This is a genomic window from Xanthomonas sp. NCPPB 2586, from assembly GCF_041475775.2.
GTDB classification, from domain to species: Bacteria; Pseudomonadota; Gammaproteobacteria; order Xanthomonadales; family Xanthomonadaceae; genus Xanthomonas; species Xanthomonas campestris.
Map to the genome: position 1 here is coordinate 4918144 of NZ_CM192981.1, position 18883 is coordinate 4937026.

Sequence of the window (18883 nt, forward strand, 5' to 3'; positions counted from 1 at the left end):
GGCCTGCGCCGTAATCGCTTCGCGGCAACCTCGCACGGCTTTTTTGAACCGCGACGGGGAGTCGCCAGCGTAGATCGCCGAGCACCGGCGTACGCAGCTGCGCGCCTACCTTGTTGCCACGCAGAACAGCGGCGGCGTTGTCCTTGCGATTGGCCGCGACCAGCGCGCGGAGAACACCGCGACATATCCGTGCAACCCGGCGTGGAGCGCCGTCAGTGCGGCGGCTATGCTGTCGCCCCCGTCGTGCGGAGCACCGCCTTGCTGGAACTGATTCCCACCGAGTTGCCGTGGCTGCTGTGCATCGCCTTCGTGGCCGGGCTGGTGGATGCCGCGGTGGGTGGCGGCGGGTTGATCCAGTTGCCGGGGTTGTTTGCGACGTTGCCGCAGCAGGCGCCGTCGCTGATTCTGGGCACCAACAAGTTCAGCGCGATGTTCGGCACCGGTGCATCGGCGTGGCGCTATGCGCGCAATGTGCGGTTTCCGTGGCGGCCGGTGCTCTACGCCACTGCGGCGGCGTTTACGTTTTCGTTTCTGGGTGCGACGGCGGTGAGCCTGCTGCCCAAGCAGGCAGTGCGGCCGCTGATCCTGGTGTTGCTGATCGCAATGCTGGGCTACACGCTGATCAAGAAGGACTTCGGCGCCCTGCACCGCCCGCGCGCCATCGGCCGCCGCGAGTTGGTCACCGCCTTGGCGATGGGCGCGGCAATCGGCTTCTACGATGGCTTCTTCGGCCCGGGCACGGGCAGCTTTCTGATCTTCCTGTTCATCCGCTTCTTCGGGCTGGATTTTTTGCGCGCCTCGGCTGCGGCCAAGGTGGTGAACCTGGCGACCAACCTCGCGGCACTGTCATTCTTCCTGCCCACCGGCCAGGTGATGCTGGCGGTTGGCGTGCCGATGGCGGCGGCCAACGTGGCCGGTGCGGTGGCCGGCACGCGGCTGGCATTGCGGGGCGGCACGCCGTTGATCCGGCAGTTGTTCCTGGTGCTGGTGGTGGTGTTGATCGGCAAGATGGGCTGGGACCTGCTGCACTGAGACGCACGCCGCGGCAGCGTGGCGCCGTTCGCCAATGCGATGCCTAGAATTCCATGCTCAGCGTTGCCGACAGCGTGCGGGGCGCGCCGGGGTAGTTGGTGGTTTGCGTCACCGGTTGTTCGATGTAGAAAAGCGGTTGCCGAGGTTGCGCAGCAGCAGCGCCAGTTGGTAGCGGCCGCCGAAGCGGTACGCCGCCGACGCATCGAAGCGCGTGTAGCCGGGGATGCGGTAGCTGTTGGTGAGATCGCCTTCGCGCTCGCCCACATGCACGGCGCCCGCGCCTAGCGTCAGCCCGTACAGCGGGCCGCTGGCGACGTGGTAGGTGTTCCACAGGCTGGCGCTGACGCGCGGCACGCCACGCAGGCGGTTGCCGGTGGCGATGACGGTGTCGCGGGTGACCTGCGCGTCCAGATAACCGGCGCCCAGGATCAGGCGCCAGTTCGGGGTGAGTTCGCCGGTGACATCCAGCTCCAGTCCGCGCACGCGCTGCTGGCCGGTGACCAACACGAAGCCGTCGTTGTTTGGGTCGGCGGTGGCGACATTGTCCTTGGTGATCTGGAACGCGGCGACGGTGGCGAGCACGCGGTTGTCGAGCAGCGCACTCTTCATGCCGAGTTCGTACTGGCGGCCGGTTTCCGGCGGCGCGCTGCCACCGGCAAACACGCTGGCGCTGCGCGGGCGAAACGAGGTGGAGGTATTGGCATACAGCGACAACTGCGGTGCGGCCTTCCACACCACGCCCAGGCGCGGTGAGGCGCGCCGGCCGTCTTCGCGGGTGCGGGAACCGTTGTCGAGAGTGGTCTGTTGCACATCGTCCCAGCGCACGCCGGCCAGCACATCCCAGCGCTCGCCCAGGCTGATCTGGTCCTGCACATACAGTGCGGCGTAGCGCGCATCGACTGCGATCTCGCGCGCTGGCACATAGGTGCCCGGCAAGGCGCCCTGCACCGGAGTGCGCACGCTGATGCGCGCCAGCGGCGCACGGGCCTCGTCGGTGTGGCGATGCGCATCGACATATTCGGCACCGGCCAGGACCTGATGGCGCAACGGGCCGGTGTCGAAACGCGCCAGCGCTTCGGTCTGCGAGGTGGTGGCGCGCACCTGCTGGTCCTGGCGCACGGCGCGGCGCTGCAGGAACGCGCGGTCGGCACTGAAGCCAGTGAAGTCGGCCACACCGCGGCCGCTGTCGCCGTCCTGATGATTGACGATCTGGCGCAGCGTGAGCCAATCGGTGGCGTCGACTTCGATACGCCCGCGGGCCGTGCGCGAGATGCCGCGATTGCGCGACCACGGCTCGCCGAAGCTGCGCTGCGCCGGGCCACGCACCACTCCGTCGATGGCCACCAGACCACGATCGCCCGGGCTGGTCTGGCGGGTGTATTCGATATCCAGATCCGCGCGCAGGCGCTCATTCGGCCGCCACGCCAGCGATGGCGACACGAACACGCGGTCGCCATCGGCCTGGGCATCACGGAAACTGCCGGTCTGCTGCACCGCCGCGCTCAGGCGCGCCGACAGCGTGGGGCTCAGCGGCCCGGTGATGCTGGACTGCACGCGGCGCAGACCGTGCTCGGCCACCTGCACCGAGGCGTTGCCGCCGAACACCGCATCCGGCCGCAGCGTGACCAGGTTGATCACCCCGCCCGGTTCGCCACGCCCATACAGCACTGCCGCCGGGCCTTTGAGCACTTCCACCTGCGCGACATTGGCCAGATCGCGCACGGTTTCGGTGAAGTTCTGCGCGGGATTGAGCAGGATGCCGTCGACCGCGTACGAGGACGCTTCGAAGCCACGGATCACGAAAGTCTCCGAGCGATTGCCCTGCGTGCCGCCGGGCTGCACGTTGGAGACATTGGCCACCACATCGACCAGACGGGTGAGCTGCTGCTCGTCGATCACCGAACGCGGCACCATCTGGATGGCCTGCGGAATGCGCTCCACCGGTGTCTGCGTGCGGGTGGCGCCGGCGGCTTTTTCGGGCCGATACAGGGCGCGCTTTTCGCTGACCACGATGGCGTCGAGCAAGCTGGCCTCCTGCGCGGCGGCCGGGAATGCAGCCACCAGGGACACGAACAACAGGTGGCGACGCGTGGGGAGTGGGGTCATCGGGCTCTTCTGCGGGGGCGATACGCCGCAGAGCGGACACATCCAGCCTTTAATGATAACGATTCTTATCCGCGCGTGCGGGGTATGGTTCGGATGGCGCTCGCGAATGACTTGATTCGGTGCGTTGATGTCTTCCGCGTGAGGCATCACGTGTGTGCGTGTCTGCAGCCTTCAAGACAGCATGCAGGTGTCGCTGCGGGCGTGGCCTGCCTGAAGCGGCGGCGGATCCGTGGGCTGGTTTTCGCCTGAAACCGGGGCGGCGAACGACGTGCGACACAGGCGTGCCATCCAGTCAGCGGGCGTCATTGGCAACGCTGCAAAGCCCGCGTGCGCGAGTTCGTCGCCGTTGCGGGCGCGGCGCGACTGCGGGCGTACGGCCGCATCGCGTAGACACCGTACCCCCGCGACCGCCCCGGTGGCGCGGTCGCGGGGGCCGCGCTCAGCGTTTGCTGCGCGCCTTGGGAGCAGAGCCGCGTGTGGACGCAGCGCGGCTCGTGGCGGAAGCCGCCGTCGCGGGCTTGGCCGTGGGCTTGGACCTCGATACCGGCTTGGCCACCTTCTGAGCTGATGCTGGCTTGCTAACGTCTTTCGGCGCTTTGCCCGTGCGCTTGGCCGCGACGGCCGGCGTGGCGTTGGAGGCCTTCGGCACGGCCGCGGCTTTCGCGGTGGTTGTGCGCTTGGCAGCGGGCTTGCCGGAGGACCCAGTTCGCGTGCTCGCCGGCTTGGTTGGCTTCGGTGGCGTGTCAGGGGTTGCAGCCTGTTTGCGCCGTGCGTTCGACGCGTCCGCCGTGCGCGTGGCTGGCGCGGCCGTCGCTGATGTTGCAGCTGCAGACGTGCTGCGCTTGCCAGCGGGCGCAGGCACTGGCGCCGCCGTCGACGCGGTGGCCGCCGCGCGTGTGCGCTTGCTGCCGCGCGACTGCCCGTCCGTGACTGCATCGCCCTGCGCAGGCACTGCCGTGCTCTCCGCTAGGTGCACGCTTGCCGGGTGACCAGACTCCACAGCGATCACCGGAGCACGTTCTGCGCGCTCGCCTGGTGCAACAGCGCCACCCTGTTCGGCCGGCACCGCCGCGTCTTCCCCACGCGAGCGCTCCGGCAGTTTCAAGCGCTGCGCCTGTTCGTCGTACTCGATCAACAACACGCCGGAATTGTGGCGGCCGCTGATTTCCACGAAACACGCACCGCCGATGAAAGGCTCCAGCGTCATCACCGACTTCAGCGGCGTGGCCACCACCATCTGGAAGCCGAAATTCTCGAAGATGTTCATCGCCAGCGCGGTGAATTCGTTGTCGGCCTTGTCAAAGGCTTCGTCCAGCACCACGGCGCAATAGCGCGGCAACTCGCCGTCTTCGCCACCCAGCTGATACCGCAGCGCGGCCGCCAGGCAGGTGGTGGCCAGCTTCTGGCGCTGGCCGCCGGACTTGCCGGCGCCACTGCGGTAGATCTCCACCTGCGCGCGGCTCTGTGCATCCAGCTCCACGCCGATAAATTCCACATGCAGGCGCACATCCAGCACCTGCTCGCGCCAGCGCCGCGCCTCCGGCTCCTGCGCGCCAAGCCGCGCCACCAGCGTGCGCAAGGTGGCGAACTGCGCTTCGGCCAGCGCGCGGTCTTCGGTCTGCTGATGCGACAACACGGCGCGTAGCTGCTGCTGGAATTCCTGCACCTCGGCCAGACGGCGGTCGCTGACCTCGATGGTCAGGATGGTGTCGCGATTGAACGGCACCTGCTCCAGGCTGGCGTTGACCTCGTCCATGCGCTGCTTGATGCCCTTGTGGGCCTCGGCGGTGTGGCGCTGCAAGGCGAGCAGATTGTTCTTGCTCTGGGTCTGCAGCAGGTCGAAGAAGCGGTGCTCGTGACGCGGCAAGCCATCGCTTTCCAGCCGGTCCAGCCGCGCGAGGAAATCGTCGGCGCTGGCCAGGCTCACGGTGAAGTCGCCGCTGTCTTCTGGCCATTGCTGGCAATACCGGCGGAAGCATTCGAGCAGCTGCGCGCTGAGCCGGCTGTCGCGGCCCTGGCTTTCGGCCAGCTGCTCGGCCAAGCCACGTTCGACCACGCGGAAATGCGCTTCCAGATTATCTAGCGACAGCGGTGCCAACGCGGCCAGGCGCTCCTGCAGGCCCTGCATCTGCGTGGGTGTAAGCGCAGCGGTGCCAGCACGGCCGGCGCAGGCGGCCTGCTGCTGTTCCAGCCGCACGCGCTCGCGTGCCAGCTGCGCGCGCTCAAGCCGTACGTCTTCATACGTGCGCTTGGCCTGATCGCGCAGCGTGCGCGCGGTGTCGATCGCCTGGCCCAGTGCACGCAGGCCGCTATCGCCTTCGCGTAGCTGTTGCAGTTGTTCGTCGATGTCGCTCAGGCGTTGCAGCTTGGGGCCGACGTCGATCTCGTCCCAGTCGCGCTCCACTAAGGTGTGCGCGGCCAGCTGTTTTTCCTGGTCCTGCTCGCGTTGCTTGCGCAGCGCGGCCACGTCGGCGTCGCAACTGGCAATGCGCTGGGCCAGCGCCTGCGCTTCGCGTTCGAAGACCTTGAGCTTGTCGCGGTTGTCGTGACCGAGCAGCCAGCGCTTGCGGTCGTTGACGGCGTGGCGGTCGTCCTTTTCGTAGCGGTCGCCGGGATGCTTGACTTGGCCCTCGCGGGTGATGGCGCGGTCGGCATTGCGCAGCGCTGCGGCGTTGTCCACGCAGGCGTAATCGAAGCGACGGGTGAGCTCGTTGCGCAGCCACTCGGTGAAGGCATGCTCGCGCAGTTGCAGCTTGCCGGGCAGCGCGTTGGGATCGACACGGCGCGAATGCAGCTCGTCATTGCGGCGCACGCGGAAGTACACCAGCCGCGTGCCGATGTGGGTGCGGTTGACCCATTCGCTGACCTGCGCGTAATGCCGCTCGTCCACCAGCAGCGACTGCGCAAAGCCGTGCAGCACGCGCTCGATCGCGCCACGCCAGGCCACCTGGTCCTCGCGCACCTGCAACAGCTCGCCGACGAAGGGCAGCGCGGATTCGGCAATGCCGGTGTCGTCGCACAGCCGCGCGCGCAGCGCCTGCATCGGTGCGGGCATGCTCGACGGCGCTTTCTTTAGCGCGTCCAGTTCTGCACGGATCTCGGCAAAGCGGCGCTCATCGTCGCGGCGTTCACCCATGCGCTCGGCGATGGCCTCGTCCAGTGTGCTGGCGTGCTGCTTGCCGCCATCGAGCACTCCCTGCGCATGCGCCACCTGGGCGGCGAACCCACTGGCGCCGGCCGCCAAGGCGGTGCCGAGCTGGCGGCAGGCCTGCTCGATCTGCGCACGGCGACGCAGGCGCTCATCGCGCTCGCGTTCCACCCGCACGCGCTCGCGTTCGAGTTCTTCGATCTGCTCACCGCCGGCGGCGCGCTGTTCGCGCTCCAGCCCGGCCAGTTTCTGTTCGTGGTTGTCCAACGACTCACGGCGCTGGCCTTCTTCGCCGGCCAGGCCGCGGTCCTGGCTGTCGACCTCCTGCAGGCGCGCCTCCAGCAAGGCCAGCCGTTGTTGCTCGCGGTAGCTGTCCACGCCCAGCTGCAATTCACGCAATTCGCCAACGCTGCGGCGCAAGGCCATCAGCGCGGCATGGTGCTCGCGCGCCGGGCTGAGCGTTTCCACCTGCCGTCGCGCGGTGACCACTGCATGGTGCGCACCATCGAGCTCGGCGAAGTCTTCGACCAGCCGGTCTGCCGCTTCGAAGGTGCGCGGCTCATCGAGCATGAAGCCACGCAGGAAGGCGTTGAGATCGCCGAGGTTCTTCGCTGACTGGGTCTTGTGCAGCAGCCGCAGTGCCATGTCGTTGCCGATGCCCAACGCATGCCGGAAGCGCTCTGCATAGCCGGCGAAACCGTCGAAATGCGCCACGTCCTCGCCCAGCCGCGCCTTGAGCTTGCGCAGATCCAGATCGAAACCCTCCAGCTCGCTGGCCACATCGAACGCGCGCGGCACCACCATGTAATGCCGCCGCACATCCGCCGCAGCATTGCCGCTGCCGGCGATCCAGAACAGCCGCACCAGGCTCACCGCCTCGCCTTGCGCGTTGCGGTACTCCAATACCAACGCCGTCCAGGTCGCGCCCTTGCGCAGGTACTGCGTGGCGATCTCACCGGACGCGCTGTCCTGCTGATCGGCCCAGGCACCGCGCACATACGACACCAGGCTACGGTCGCGCCCACTGCGCTCGGCCTCGCGCGCGGCTGCGTTGAAGTCCACGATGCTCGGTGGCGTCAGCAATGCCGACATCGCATCCAGCAACGTCGACTTGCCAGACCCGGACCGCCCCACGAACAGGAAGCCCTTCTCCGCGATCGGCACCTCGGTCAACCCGTTGAACGTGCCCCAGTTGTGTGCCTGCAAACGCCGCATACGAAACTGCTGCGCACGCTGCTCAGCCAGCGTCTCGGCAAACAAGGAAGCACCCGGCGACGCCGGCGACAGGTTGGACTGGGAATTCATTGCTCACTCACCAAAAACGGAACGACAGAGACACCAGGGACAGACCAATACGACCGGTGATGCATTTCTTGTGGTGCGGGGTTGCGTGTTGCGTGTTGCGTGTTGCGTGTTGCGTGTTGCGGGACGAGCGTGGCAGAACGACGGATGGGGTGCGTGGACGGCTTCGCGACCAAGGTCGCTCCTACAAGAGCGGGTGCCCTAGTCTTTCAGGCGACGGTAAGAAGACGCGCGGCAGCAGGTTTTTCTTCGAATGCCTGCACCATCAACACGCTTGGCATGAACCGACCACCACTGCTCCTTCTCGCCCACTGCACCGTCTTTCGTTACTACATCGCTATTTTTCGTTACTACATCGCTCTTTGCGACTGCATCGACGTCTTGCTGCGAACGCCACTGCGTTTCTTACAAAACCTCACGTGTTCTTCTTCTCGCCGCTGTTGCTGTTGTTGGCGTTGTTGCCGCTACTGCTACTGCTGCCGTTGCTGCTGTTCTTGCCATTGCCATTGCCGTTGCCGTTGCCGTTGCCGTTGCCGTTGCTTACGCAGTTTGCTTTCCGGGCCCCCATACCGCAGCGGCAAGGCCGGCAGATACAACCCGCAGGGCGGCGCGCAGGGATGCGCGACGTTTTTGTAAGGGACACGGATGTCCCTTACAAAAATTTCTGCCGGCCTTGCGCACCTGGAGCGCGCAGCGCGGAAGGCGCGAGGACGGGGTGTGCTTTCTTTTGGTTACTTTTCTTTGCACAAGCAAAGAAAAGTGACTCGCGCCCGTAGGGCGTGAAAGCTCTGCTCAACACTCCACCCAACCTCAAGCAAACCCACAACCCACAACAAACCAACCATCGCCCAACGCCGTACCCTCATCCGCCCTACGGGCACCTTCTCCCGGAGGGAGAAGGAAGATGCAGGCCCATGCGCAGAACAAATCCGCACAGCACGGCCCCCCCCCCTGATACCGCACCCTCATCCGCCCTTCGGGCACCTTCTCCCGGAGGGAGAGGGAAGATGCAGGCCCAGGCGCAGAACAAATCCGCACAGCACGGCACTCCCTGACACCGTACCCTCATCCGCCCTCCGGGCACCTTCTCCCGATGGGAGAAGGGAGATGCCGTCCCAGGCGCAGACGACATCAATCCGCAGCAACCTCCCCCTCGCGCAACTCCCGATACGCCTCCACCAACGCCTGCACATCCTCGGCCGAGAACAACAACTTCAACACCGGCGACACCTCGTAACGCTCCTCGCTGCTGCGCAGCCGCGACAGCAACTGGTTCTCGCGCATCTTGCCGATGGCCGTCATCACCCGCCGCGCAAACCCGGCCCTGTCGGTGGACACGTTCTTTTCGTACACCGACAACGCCTCCACCAACTGCGCCTCGTCTACCACCGCGCGCTCGCCGCGCGTATCGGCTTCGGCCAGTTGCTGACGCAGGAACAGCAGCAGCACCGACTCGATGAAGGTCAGCGGCGCGCTGCGCAGCAAGGTGGGCGATTCCAGCTCGGCGGTGTCGGCCTGGCGGGTGAACGCCACTCCGCCTTCGCGGTCCAGCACCAGCTCCAGGAACAGTTCGCACAGCACCTGGCGTACTGCCACCTCGTTGCGTAGCAGCGCAGGCCACAAACCGCCGTGCCGCTGCGCGTCGATGCTGGGGCCGGCCAACAGCTGGCACAGCGCGCGGCGCGCATCGAATGGCAGCGTACCGGTGTCGCCGAGGAACAACGCGCCGCCCTGCGCGGCGCTGGCGGCATCGCTGGCCGGCAGCCTCAGCGCGCTGGCGTGTGCGTCGGCGTCATCGTCGTCGTGCGCATCCAGCGCTGCCTGCTCAGACCAGTTCATTGCGTTTCTCCCGGGTAAACCACACCAAAGGAATGCGTGCGCGCCGCAACGTGCCGTCGCCGCCTTCCCATTGCACCGTTTCCATGTGGCCATCGATCACCAGGCCGTGGCGCGTGCCCAGCGACAGATAGCCGATCACACTGCCCAGCCCCTGCACCGCCGGCCGCTGCTGCAACGCATCGCCGATGGTGAGCCGCGGGCGCTCGCCGAGCAGCGCGTGCAGATCGCGGCGCAGGCTGCGCACGTCGATCTCCGATTGCGCGACCAAATCGCCCACGCTGTCCAGCGAGATCTCTGCCGCGTCGGCCGCGTACACGCGGCCATCGACCTGGGTGAGGCGCGGGTCGTGCAGGCGCCACTGCGACAACGAGCGCAGGCGGCTGCCGCTCAATGCCTGCGTGTAGCCGGTGGCGGTGGTGGCGTGCAGGCTCTCGCGCAGGTGCAAGGCTTCGCCCTGTGCCTGCTTGAGCAATTGGTTGAGCCGGCGCTGTTCCAGATACCCGCGGCTCTGCACGAACCCGCGCAGGCTACGTGCGAAGTGCTGCATCACCGTGTGCACTTCGCCGCCGCGCTCCAGCAGCGTGCCGGTCAACCCGCGCAGGAAGGCGCGTTCGCGGCGGTCGAGCTTGCGGGCGAAACCGCGTGCCAGCAGCGCATCCAGTGCCTGATCGAGCTGGCTGCTCTGCTGGGTGTCGTTGAGCAGGCTCCAGAACGCCTCGAAGGTGCGTCCGGCCTCGCTGTCGGCAATCACGTCCACGCCGTTGAACAACTGCTCCAGCACATCGCCGCGCGCGCCTTCGTCGTCGATGATGCGTTCGCGAAATTGCCGGTTGAGTTGTTCGAAGTCATCGCGCACGCGATGGAAATCTTCGGCCAGTTCATCGGAGAGATGGATCAGGTCGCGGGTGCGTTCCAGCGCGCGCTTGCCGTCCAGCGCACCGACGCGGCCGGCGGCCACCCGCTCGATCTCGGCATCGATGCGCTCGCGCTCTGCGCGTAGTGCTGCCAGGCGCGCGTCAGGGTCGGCTTCGGTCTGGCCGGCCAGTTGCACCAGCTGCTGGATCACCAGCGACAGCCGGCTTTCGGTGGCGCTGCTGCCGCTCTCGCGCAGGCCGGCGATGAAACGGATGGCCTGGGTGGCGGCACGCGAGAGTTCGTATTCTTCTTCGGCTGCGCCTTCGGGCAGCCGGCGTTCCAGCCAGCCCTGCGCCAGCCAGTGCGCCAGGTAGGCCTGCGCGGTGCGCGGCAGCTCGCGGGAAAGTTCGTCGCCGCGCAAGGCATCCAGCTGGCGCTGCAGGCGCGCATGCAGCACCGCCGATGGCAGCCGGCGTTCGCCGTCCATCAACAGGGTCTGCAGCAGGCCGATCAGCTCCGGTGCGTGATCGGCGGCGAGCAATTTCCACGCCGGCTGGTCGCGCAAGTGGCGGTAGCCGGCAATCCGTGCCTGATGCTTCATGACGCCTGCCGGAGCTGCCTCAACGCTTGCCGCCCACTTCGATGAACTGCAGGAATTCGGCGCGGGTGCGCGCGTCCTCGCGGAAGCTGCCGAGCATCTTGGAGGTCACCATGCTGACGCCGCGCTTGTGGATGCCGCGGGTGGTCATGCATTCGTGCGCGCCTTCCACCACCACGCCCACGCCGCGCGGTTGCAGCACGTCCTGGATGCACTGGGCGATCTGTGCGGTCATCTTTTCCTGCACCTGGAAGCGGCGCGCGTAGCTTTCCACCACGCGGGCCAGCTTGCTGATGCCCACCACCTTGCCGCGCGGCAGGTAGCCCACGTGCACCTTGCCGATGATCGGCGCCATGTGGTGCTCGCAATGGCTTTCATAGGAGATGTCGCGCAGCACGATCAATTCGTCGTAGCCGGCCACTTCTTCGAAGGTGCGCTCCAGGTAGGCGCGCGGTTCTTCGCGGTAGCCGCTGAACCAGTCGCCATAGGCTTCGGCCACCCGGCGCGGGGTGTCCAGCAGGCCTTCGCGGGCAGGATCCTCACCGGCCCAGCGCAGCAGGGTGCGCACGGCCTCTTCGGCCTGGGCCTGGGTAACGGATGAATCGGGCTGGTCGGACTGGCTCATGCGCATGCACCCAAAGGGGGCGTGCATGGTACCCGAGGACGGGGCGGCGGCCCCAGCAGTGGCCCGCGCTGCCTGCCGGGGGTTTAGTTGACAGTTGATTCATTGTTGAATTGATAGCATCCTATCTATTGTGATGACTACCTATCTTCCTCCCCGCGCCCAGCTCAGTGCCGGCCTGCTGGTTGCCAGCCGCCAATGGCAGCGCCTGGCCGACCAGGCATTTGGCGAGTTCGGCCTGTCCAGCGCCTGCACCGGGCCGTTGCTGATGATTGGCCGCTCCGGCGGCGGCATCCGCCAGGTGGCCCTGGCCCAGCAGCTGGGCATGGAAGGCCCTTCGCTGGTACGGCTGCTGGACAAGCTGTGCGCGCAGGCGCTGGTGCGCCGCGAAGCCGACAGCAGCGACCGCCGTGCCAACCAGTTGTGGCTGACCGAGGCCGGCCAGGCGTTGGTCGGGCAGATCGAGGCGCGCCTGGTGGCGCTGCGGGCCGAGGTGTTCGGCGCGCTCAGCGATGCCGAGGTGGAGGTGGTGTTGAAGCTGTGGGGCCTGATCGCCGAGGCGAACGCGCGCCTGCCCTAGTTGTGCCGACGACCCGCCGTGGTTGCCGCGTGGCCTGGCCGCGCCGGGCGTCGTTGTTCCCCTTCCCCAGGATATGTGGCCGATGTACGGAGAATTCAGTCTCTACGGTGTGTTCGTACCCACCCTGCTGGCGTTGATGACGCTGGCCTACCTGCTCAACAGCGCGGTTGGCGCGCTGCTGACGCGGGCCGGGGCGTATCGCCACATCTGGCACCCGGCGTTGTTCAACCTGGCGCTGTACATCGCCCTGCTGGGCGGCCTGTTTTCCCTCATGCGTTGGATGCAATCGTGAAGAAGCTGATCAAGACGGCGGGGCCGGCGCTGCTGACCCTGGCAATGGTGGTGGTGGCCGCATTGGTGCTGCAGCACCTGTGGCGGTACTACATGGATGCACCGTGGACGCGCGATGCGCACGTGGGCGCCGATGTGGTGCAGGTGGCGCCGGATGTGTCCGGGCTGGTGGAGCAGGTGGCGGTGGCCGATAACCAGGCGGTCACGCGCGGGCAGTTGCTGTTCGTGGTGGACCGCGCGCGCTATGCGATTGCGCTGGAACAGGCGCGCGCCGCGCTGGCCGAGCGCCAGGCTACCCTGACCCAGCTCCGCCGCGAGATCGCACGCGACCGCAGCCTGCAGGACCTGGTGGCCGCCGAAGATGCCGAAGTGCGCCGCTCCAACGTGCAGAAGGCGCAGGCGGCCGTGGCCACCGCGCAATCGGCGGTGGATCTGGCCCAGCTCAACCTGGACCGTACCGAAGTGCGCAGCCCGGCCGACGGCCATATCAGCGACCGCACCGTGCGCGTGGGCGACTACGTCAGCGCCGGGCGCCCGGTGGTGGCAGTGCTGGACACCGGCTCGTTCCGCGTCGATGGCTATTTCGAGGAAACCCGCCTGCAGGGCGTGCACCCGGGCCAGCGCGTGGACGTGCACCTGATGGGCGAGCCGGTGACGCTGCACGGCCACGTGCAGAGCATCGCCGCCGGCATCGAGGACCGCTACCGCACCGGCAGCGCCGGCGCCCTGCCCAACGTCACCCCCGCCTTCGACTGGGTGCGGCTGGCGCAGCGCATCCCGGTGCGCATTGCGCTGGATGCGGTACCGGCGCAGGTGCAGTTGATCGCCGGGCGCACCGCCACCGTCACCATCCTGCCGGATGCCGCGCGCCCGGCAGCGGCCAGTGCGCCTGCCCGCGTGCAGGCGAAGGCCACGCCATGAGCCGCGCCGCGTTGCGTCACCTGGGTCTGGCAACCGCGCTGACCGCACTGAGTGCCTGCAGCACCGTCGGCCCCGACTACGCGCTGCCGCACGAGGCGGTCTACAACCGGCCGGCCGCCAACGCGCAGTTCCTGGACACCGGCAACGCGCAGGTGCGCCCCGGGGCGCCACTCCCGGCACGCTGGTGGGCGCTGTATCAGGACCCGATGCTCGATGGCCTGGTCGAACAGGCGCTGCGCGACAACGTCGAGCTCAAGGTGGCCAGCGCCAACCTGCGCCGCGCCGCCGCCGTGTACGAGCAGGCGCTGGACGCCGGCGGGTTCGACTATGAAGTGGAAGCGGGCGTCAGCCGCGCGCAGATCTCGGCCGAAGCCTTCCTGCAGGAAGAAAAACTGCCCGTGTTCAACCTGGCCGACGGCAAGTTCGGCGTGTCCTACCAGTTCGATCTGTTCGGCAAGCTGCAACGCGGTGCCGAAGCCGCGCACGCCGACACCCAGGCCGCGCAGGCGGCGATCGACCTGGCCCGCGTCAGCGTGGCCGCACAGGTGGCCGGCAGCTATGTGGAGATCTGCAACGCCAACCACGAGCTGCATGTGGCCGAGCACTCGCTGCAACTGCAACAGCGCAGCCGCACGGTGACCCAGCGCCTGATCAGCGCTGGCCGCGGCACGCCGCCGGATCTAGCCCGCGCCACCGCGCAGGTGGCGATGCTGGAAGCCGCGTTGCCGCCGCTGCGTGCACGCCGCCAGGCCGCCGGCTACGCGCTGGCCGCGCTGCTGGGCAAGACCCCCGGCGAACTGCCGGCCGGGGTGGACAGCTGCGCGCACGCACCGGCGCTGCAACAGCCAATCCCGATCGGCGACGGCCGCACCCTGCTGGCCCGTCGCCCGGACGTCCGCCAGGCCGAACGCCGGCTGGCCGCGGCCACCGCGCGCATCGGCGTGGCCACCGCCGAGCTGTATCCGGACATCCGCTTGGGCGGCTCGATCGGCGCCACCGGCCTGCTGGCCGATATTGGCGAGCCGGCCACCCACGCCTGGTCGATCGGCCCGCTGATTTCCTGGACGCTGCCGTCCAGCGGCGCGCATGCCCGCGTGCGCGCCACCGAGGCGGGCGCCGACGCCGCAGTGGCGCAGTTCGACCACACCGTGCTGCAGGCGCTGCGCGAAGTGCAGACCACGCTCTCGCGCTATGCCCAGGACCTGGACCGGCTGCGCCTGCTCGAACAGGCGCAGCAGCAGGCCGAACTGGCCTCATCGCAGAACCGCCGGCTGTACCAGGGCGGGCGCACGCCCTACCTATCCAGCCTGGATGCCGAGCGCACCCTGGCCACCGCCGACATGACCCTGGCCGATGCGCAGGCGCAGGTGTCCAAGGACCAGATCCAGTTGTTCCTGGCCCTGGGCGGTGGCTGGGAACCGGCCACCGACGCGACCGCTGCGCGATGAACGCCTTGCTGCGCGACCGCCAGGCGTGGCTGTTTTCGGCCAAGACCTTCGCCGCGGCGATCGCGGCGTTGTACGTGGGCCTGGCCGGCAATCTGTCGCGCCCGTACTGGGCGATGGCCACGGTGTACATCGTCTCCCAGCCCCTGCTCGGCCCCACCCGCGCCAAGGGCGTATACCGCGTGCTAGGTACCCTGCTGGCCGGCGCGGCCACGCTGGTCATGCTGCCCAACCTGGTGGAAACGCCGCTGCTGCTCAGCGCGGCGATGGCGCTGTGGTTGTCGGCCTGCCTGTTCCTGGCGCTGCTCAATCGTGGCCCGCGCGGGTATGCCTTCCTGCTGGCCGGCTACACCACCGCCTTTATCGGCTTTCCGGCGGTGACCGCGCCGGAAGGCATTTTCGATACCGTGGTGGCGCGCAGCGAAGAGATCATTCTGGGCACGGTGATGGCGGTGCTGTTCGCCGCGCTGGTGTTCCCGGCCTCGGTGCGGCCGATGCTCACCGCACGCATCGGCAACTGGATGCAGGACGCGGCGCAATGGTGCCGGCAGGTGCTGCAGCGCGGCCCGGCACAGGCGCCGCGCAACCGGCTGGCCGCCGACCTGGTGCAGTTCGAGGCCTTGATCGCCTTCGTGCGGCATGACGACCCGCGCCACGCCGGGGCCGCCCCCGCGCTGGAACACTTGCGCGCGCGCATGTTGCTGCTGCTGCCGGTGCTGTCCTCGATCGCCGACCGGCTGGATGCCTTGCACGCAGCCTCACGCGCGCTGCCGGGCGAGCTGATCGCGCTGCTGGAGGACATCGGCGCCTGGGTGGAGCGCGCTGGGCCCGATGCCGCACAGACCGCGGCTGAGCAGCCCGAAATGATCTCTGCAGGCGACGCCGATGCCGACGCGGCGGTGGCCAGCCTGCGTGCCCGCATCGCTGCACTGCGCCCGGCGGTGGATGACGACCTGCAGCATCTGCTGCTGGCCAGCCTGCTGCTGCGCCTGGAGGAACTGCTGGATCTGTGGCAGGACTGCCGCGCGCTGGAATCCGCCTTGCTGCAGGGCACGGCGTTACCTGCGTTGCCGGCTGCAGCACGTGATCGCGCTGTACCGGAAACCGATGCCGGGGCCGGCGCCGAGGTGCGCCTGCGATCGACCGTGCCGCAACATGTGGGCAAGTCGGGCGGCGAGACATCGCCCGGTGCTCCCGCACACGCGGACACCGCGCCCAGCGCCGCGTCCAGCCAGCCCGCATCGCTGCTACAACGCCTCACCCGCTCTTCCAGCCGCCTTTCCACCGATGCACCGGCCACGGCAGGTGACGCACGGCATATCGACTACGGCATGGCGGCGTTTTCTGCGTTGAGCGCCGGCTTCGCGCTGATGGCGTACTGCGTGCTGTGGATCGGCATCGACTGGGAAGGCGGCGGCAATGGCGCGATGATGGCGGCGGTCACGGCCGCCTTCTTTGCCGCGCAGGACGACCCCGCGCCCAGCATGGTGTCCTTCCTTACCTGGGCGGTGGTCGCCAGCGTGGTGGCGGGCATCTACCTGTTCGGCATCTTCCCGGCCATCCATGATTTCCCGATGCTGGTGCTGGTACTGGCCGCGGTGTTTTTGCCGCTGGGCGCGTTGCTGCATCGGCCCAAGACCATGTTGATCGCGCTGCCGCTGGTGGTGAATCTCACCGCGCTGCTGAGCCTGCAGAACACCTACAACGCCAACATCCAGAGCTTCGTCAACGCTGCGGTAGCGATGGTGCTGGGCATTGGATTTGCCGTGGTGCTGACGCGGCTGTTCCGCTCGGTGGGTGCCGAATGGAGCGCACGCCGGCTGGTGCGGCAGGGCTGGCGCACGCTGGCCGCTGCCGCCGATGGCCGTGGTGCGCAGGACCGCCACCAGTTCGCCGCACGCATGCTCGATTTGCTCGGCCTGCTCGCGCCACGCCTGGCGGTGGCACCGCCCGGTAGCGACCTGGCGTCGGTGGACATGCTCACCGAAATCCGCGTGGGCTTGAACATCCTCCAGCTGCGCCGCGCCCGGCATGGCCTGCCGCCAGCGAGCATCGCCGCGGTGGACGCGATCCTTGCCGATGTGGCCACGCATTACCGGCAGCAGGTGGCGCACAAGCGCCCGCTGCCCGGCCCCGACACCTTGCGCACACGCCTGGACGCCTCGCTGGCGCGCGTTGGCCAGGTGCCGGCCGGCACGCACCGCGATGAAGCCCTGCTCGGCTTGATCGGCTTGCGTTCCAGCCTGTTCGTTGACGCAACCGTGCCGGACAACGCGACAGGGCATCCGCAGTTGGCGTGAGTCGCGCTTCTTTCAAAGCGATCAAGCAGTGTTTGCATGCCACTGGCGCGCGTTGCCTTGTGTGCCGGTGTTGCGACACGGAGCCGCGTGTGGCGAGTCATGAGTACGCAAGAGACAGCACCGACACGTGCGGTGCAGATCGTCATCAACCACCGCGCGGCTCGTGGACCGAGACAGCGCGCTCACCACCATCTCAAGACGCCATCTGACGCAGCAGGTGCCTCATCTTCAAAGACGTGTGGCGGCAAGGGAGTCCTCGCCGCCACCTGGCAGTGCGCTGAGCCGCACCCTCATCCGCCCTTCGAGCACCTTCTCCCGATGGGAGAAGGATCCCTAAAGCACGCCAGCGCACCTCAGCGCTTGCGCGTATGCATCACGTCTTCGTGGTCCAGCCAATTGCTGCCCTTGTTGGTCAGGAAGAAGATGTAGACCACCAAAGACACCGCGATCACCGCCGTGGCGTAGATCACGAACTCGCTCACGTGGCCGGTCTTCAACGAGGCCTGGTACAGCAGCGGCGCGGTGCCACCAAACGCGGAATTGGCCAGCGCATAGCCCAGGCCGACGCCCAGCGCGCGCACATGGGTGGGGAACAGCTCGGCCTTCACCACCGCGTTGATCGAGGTGTAGCCGGTCAGGATCACAAAGCCCACGGTGAGGATCGCGAACGCGGTCAGCCAGTCGGTCTGCTTGGGCAGTTCCATCACCAGGAACCAGGTGTAGAGCACGCCGCCGATGCCGAAGAACACCAACAGGCTCTTGCGGCCCACGATGTCCGACAACCAGCCACCCACCGGCTGCATCAGCATCAGCACCGTCAGCGCAACCAGATTGATGATGGTGCCGGCCATCACGTCGCCACCGGCGAACGCGGTCTGGATCATCTTCGGGCCGGTCACCGAGTAGGTGTAGAACGCGATCGTGCCGCCGGCGGTGATCAAGAAGCACAGCAGCAGCGGGCGCCACTGGTTGACGAACAACTCACGCATCGAACCGGAGGCCTTGGCCTTGCCGGTGCGCGAATCGGCAATCGATTCGGAGCTCAGCGACTCGTCCATGGTCTGGCGCAGCCAGAACACCACCAACGCGCCGATACCGCCCAGGCCGAACGCCACGCGCCAGCCCCACTCCGACACCTGCGGTGCATCGAAGAAATGCAGCATCACCAGCAACGTGGTCTGCGCCAGCACGTGGCCGCCCACCAGGGTGACGTAATGGAACGACGACAAAAATCCGCGTCGGCCGGGAATGGCCGCTTCGGACATGTAGGTGGCGCTGGTGCCGTATTCGCCACCGGTCGCAAAGCCCTGCAACAGGCGCGCCAGCAACAGGATGATCGGTGCGGCAATGCCAATGGTGGACACCGTCGGCGTGATCGCGATGACGAACGAGCACAGCGCCATCATCGACACCGAAATGGTCAGCGCCAACCGGCGGCCATAGCGGTCGGCGAAGCGGCCGAAGTACCACGCGCCGATCGGCCGCATCAGGAAGGTCATCGCGAAGATCGCCCACACGAACATGGTGGCGTTCTTGTCTTCCTTGGAGAAGAACTGCGATTCGAAATAGGTCGCGAACACCGAGTAGACGTAGACGTCATACCACTCGACGAGATTGCCGGCCGATCCCTTGAGCGTGTTGGACACCGAGCGGCGAAGGCTGCCGGGTGCTGCGCCAGAACCGGCGGCAATCGGAGACGATGGGGGTGCGCTCATGCGGTCAGAACCTCTTGGTGGGACAGCCCCGGAGTATAGGTGCGCGCTTGTGTGACGCATGTAAGCATTTCGGCGCATAGGCAGGCGCCGCGCAAGCGGCTAGTCCGCCGGTGTCTGTGGCTGGAAACC

13 protein-coding genes are annotated in these 18883 nt (G+C 67.5%); 6 read left to right on the plus strand and 7 right to left on the minus strand.

Annotated elements, in window-relative coordinates:
* Positions 1-258 precede the first annotated feature (258 nt).
* Positions 259-1032: a sulfite exporter TauE/SafE family protein gene (locus tag ACCQ09_RS21565; RefSeq protein ID WP_014509595.1), complete on the plus strand. Its 774-nt coding sequence runs from the start codon at positions 259-261 to the stop codon at positions 1030-1032.
* Between the two features lie 108 nt (positions 1033-1140).
* Here the strand turns inward: ACCQ09_RS21565 and ACCQ09_RS21570 are convergent, their stop codons facing one another.
* The 6 genes from ACCQ09_RS21570 to folE all read right to left on the minus strand — a co-directional run bounded on the left by ACCQ09_RS21570 (position 1141) and on the right by folE (position 11505).
* Positions 1141-3138, minus strand: coding sequence for a TonB-dependent siderophore receptor (locus tag ACCQ09_RS21570; protein WP_228428394.1), 1998 nt, complete (start codon positions 3136-3138; stop codon positions 1141-1143).
* A 439-nt stretch (positions 3139-3577) separates the two neighbouring features.
* Positions 3578-7591: an SbcC/MukB-like Walker B domain-containing protein gene (locus ACCQ09_RS21575; RefSeq protein WP_040942134.1), complete on the minus strand. Its 4014-nt coding sequence runs from the start codon at positions 7589-7591 to the stop codon at positions 3578-3580.
* 412 nt (positions 7592-8003) lie between these two features.
* Positions 8004-8156, minus strand: a complete 153-nt coding sequence (locus tag ACCQ09_RS21580; RefSeq protein WP_162490366.1) for a hypothetical protein — start codon at positions 8154-8156, stop codon at positions 8004-8006.
* 563 nt (positions 8157-8719) lie between these two features.
* Positions 8720-9427, minus strand: coding sequence for a DUF4194 domain-containing protein (locus ACCQ09_RS21585; RefSeq protein ID WP_040942135.1), 708 nt, complete (start codon positions 9425-9427; stop codon positions 8720-8722).
* Positions 9414-10883 (minus strand): DUF3375 domain-containing protein, encoded by a 1470-nt coding sequence (locus tag ACCQ09_RS21590; protein ID WP_011039229.1) that lies wholly within the window; start codon positions 10881-10883, stop codon positions 9414-9416. The genes ACCQ09_RS21585 and ACCQ09_RS21590 overlap by 14 nt, the downstream gene beginning before the upstream one ends.
* Before the next feature lie 19 nt (positions 10884-10902).
* Entirely contained in the window at positions 10903-11505 is a 603-nt protein-coding gene (gene folE / locus ACCQ09_RS21595; RefSeq protein WP_016945065.1) for a GTP cyclohydrolase I FolE, read from the minus strand.
* A gap of 133 nt (positions 11506-11638) precedes the next feature.
* Between folE and ACCQ09_RS21600 the strand changes: the two genes are divergently transcribed.
* From ACCQ09_RS21600 to ACCQ09_RS21620, 5 genes are all read left to right on the plus strand, one after another.
* The gene (locus ACCQ09_RS21600; protein WP_011039231.1) at positions 11639-12082 is read left to right on the plus strand and encodes a MarR family winged helix-turn-helix transcriptional regulator; all 444 of its coding nucleotides are present in this window, start codon (positions 11639-11641) and stop codon (positions 12080-12082) included.
* Between the two features lie 73 nt (positions 12083-12155).
* Positions 12156-12374 carry a DUF1656 domain-containing protein gene (locus ACCQ09_RS21605; RefSeq protein ID WP_011039232.1) on the plus strand — a complete coding sequence of 73 codons (219 nt, stop codon included), beginning with the start codon at positions 12156-12158 and terminating at the stop codon, positions 12372-12374.
* On the plus strand, positions 12371-13294 hold the full coding sequence (locus tag ACCQ09_RS21610; RefSeq protein WP_228428395.1) for an efflux RND transporter periplasmic adaptor subunit: 924 nt from the start codon (positions 12371-12373) through the stop codon (positions 13292-13294). Before ACCQ09_RS21605 ends, ACCQ09_RS21610 begins: the two co-directional genes overlap by 4 nt.
* On the plus strand, positions 13291-14742 hold the full coding sequence (locus ACCQ09_RS21615) for an efflux transporter outer membrane subunit (protein ID WP_040942137.1): 1452 nt from the start codon (positions 13291-13293) through the stop codon (positions 14740-14742). Before ACCQ09_RS21610 ends, ACCQ09_RS21615 begins: the two co-directional genes overlap by 4 nt.
* A complete protein-coding gene (locus tag ACCQ09_RS21620; protein ID WP_011039235.1) occupies positions 14739-17039 on the plus strand; it encodes an FUSC family protein in 2301 nt (766 codons plus the stop codon). Before ACCQ09_RS21615 ends, ACCQ09_RS21620 begins: the two co-directional genes overlap by 4 nt.
* 353 nt (positions 17040-17392) lie before the next feature.
* Here the strand turns inward: ACCQ09_RS21620 and ACCQ09_RS21625 are convergent, their stop codons facing one another.
* On the minus strand, positions 17393-18754 hold the full coding sequence (locus tag ACCQ09_RS21625) for an MFS transporter (RefSeq protein ID WP_011039236.1): 1362 nt from the start codon (positions 18752-18754) through the stop codon (positions 17393-17395).
* Positions 18755-18883: the final 129 nt, after the last annotated feature.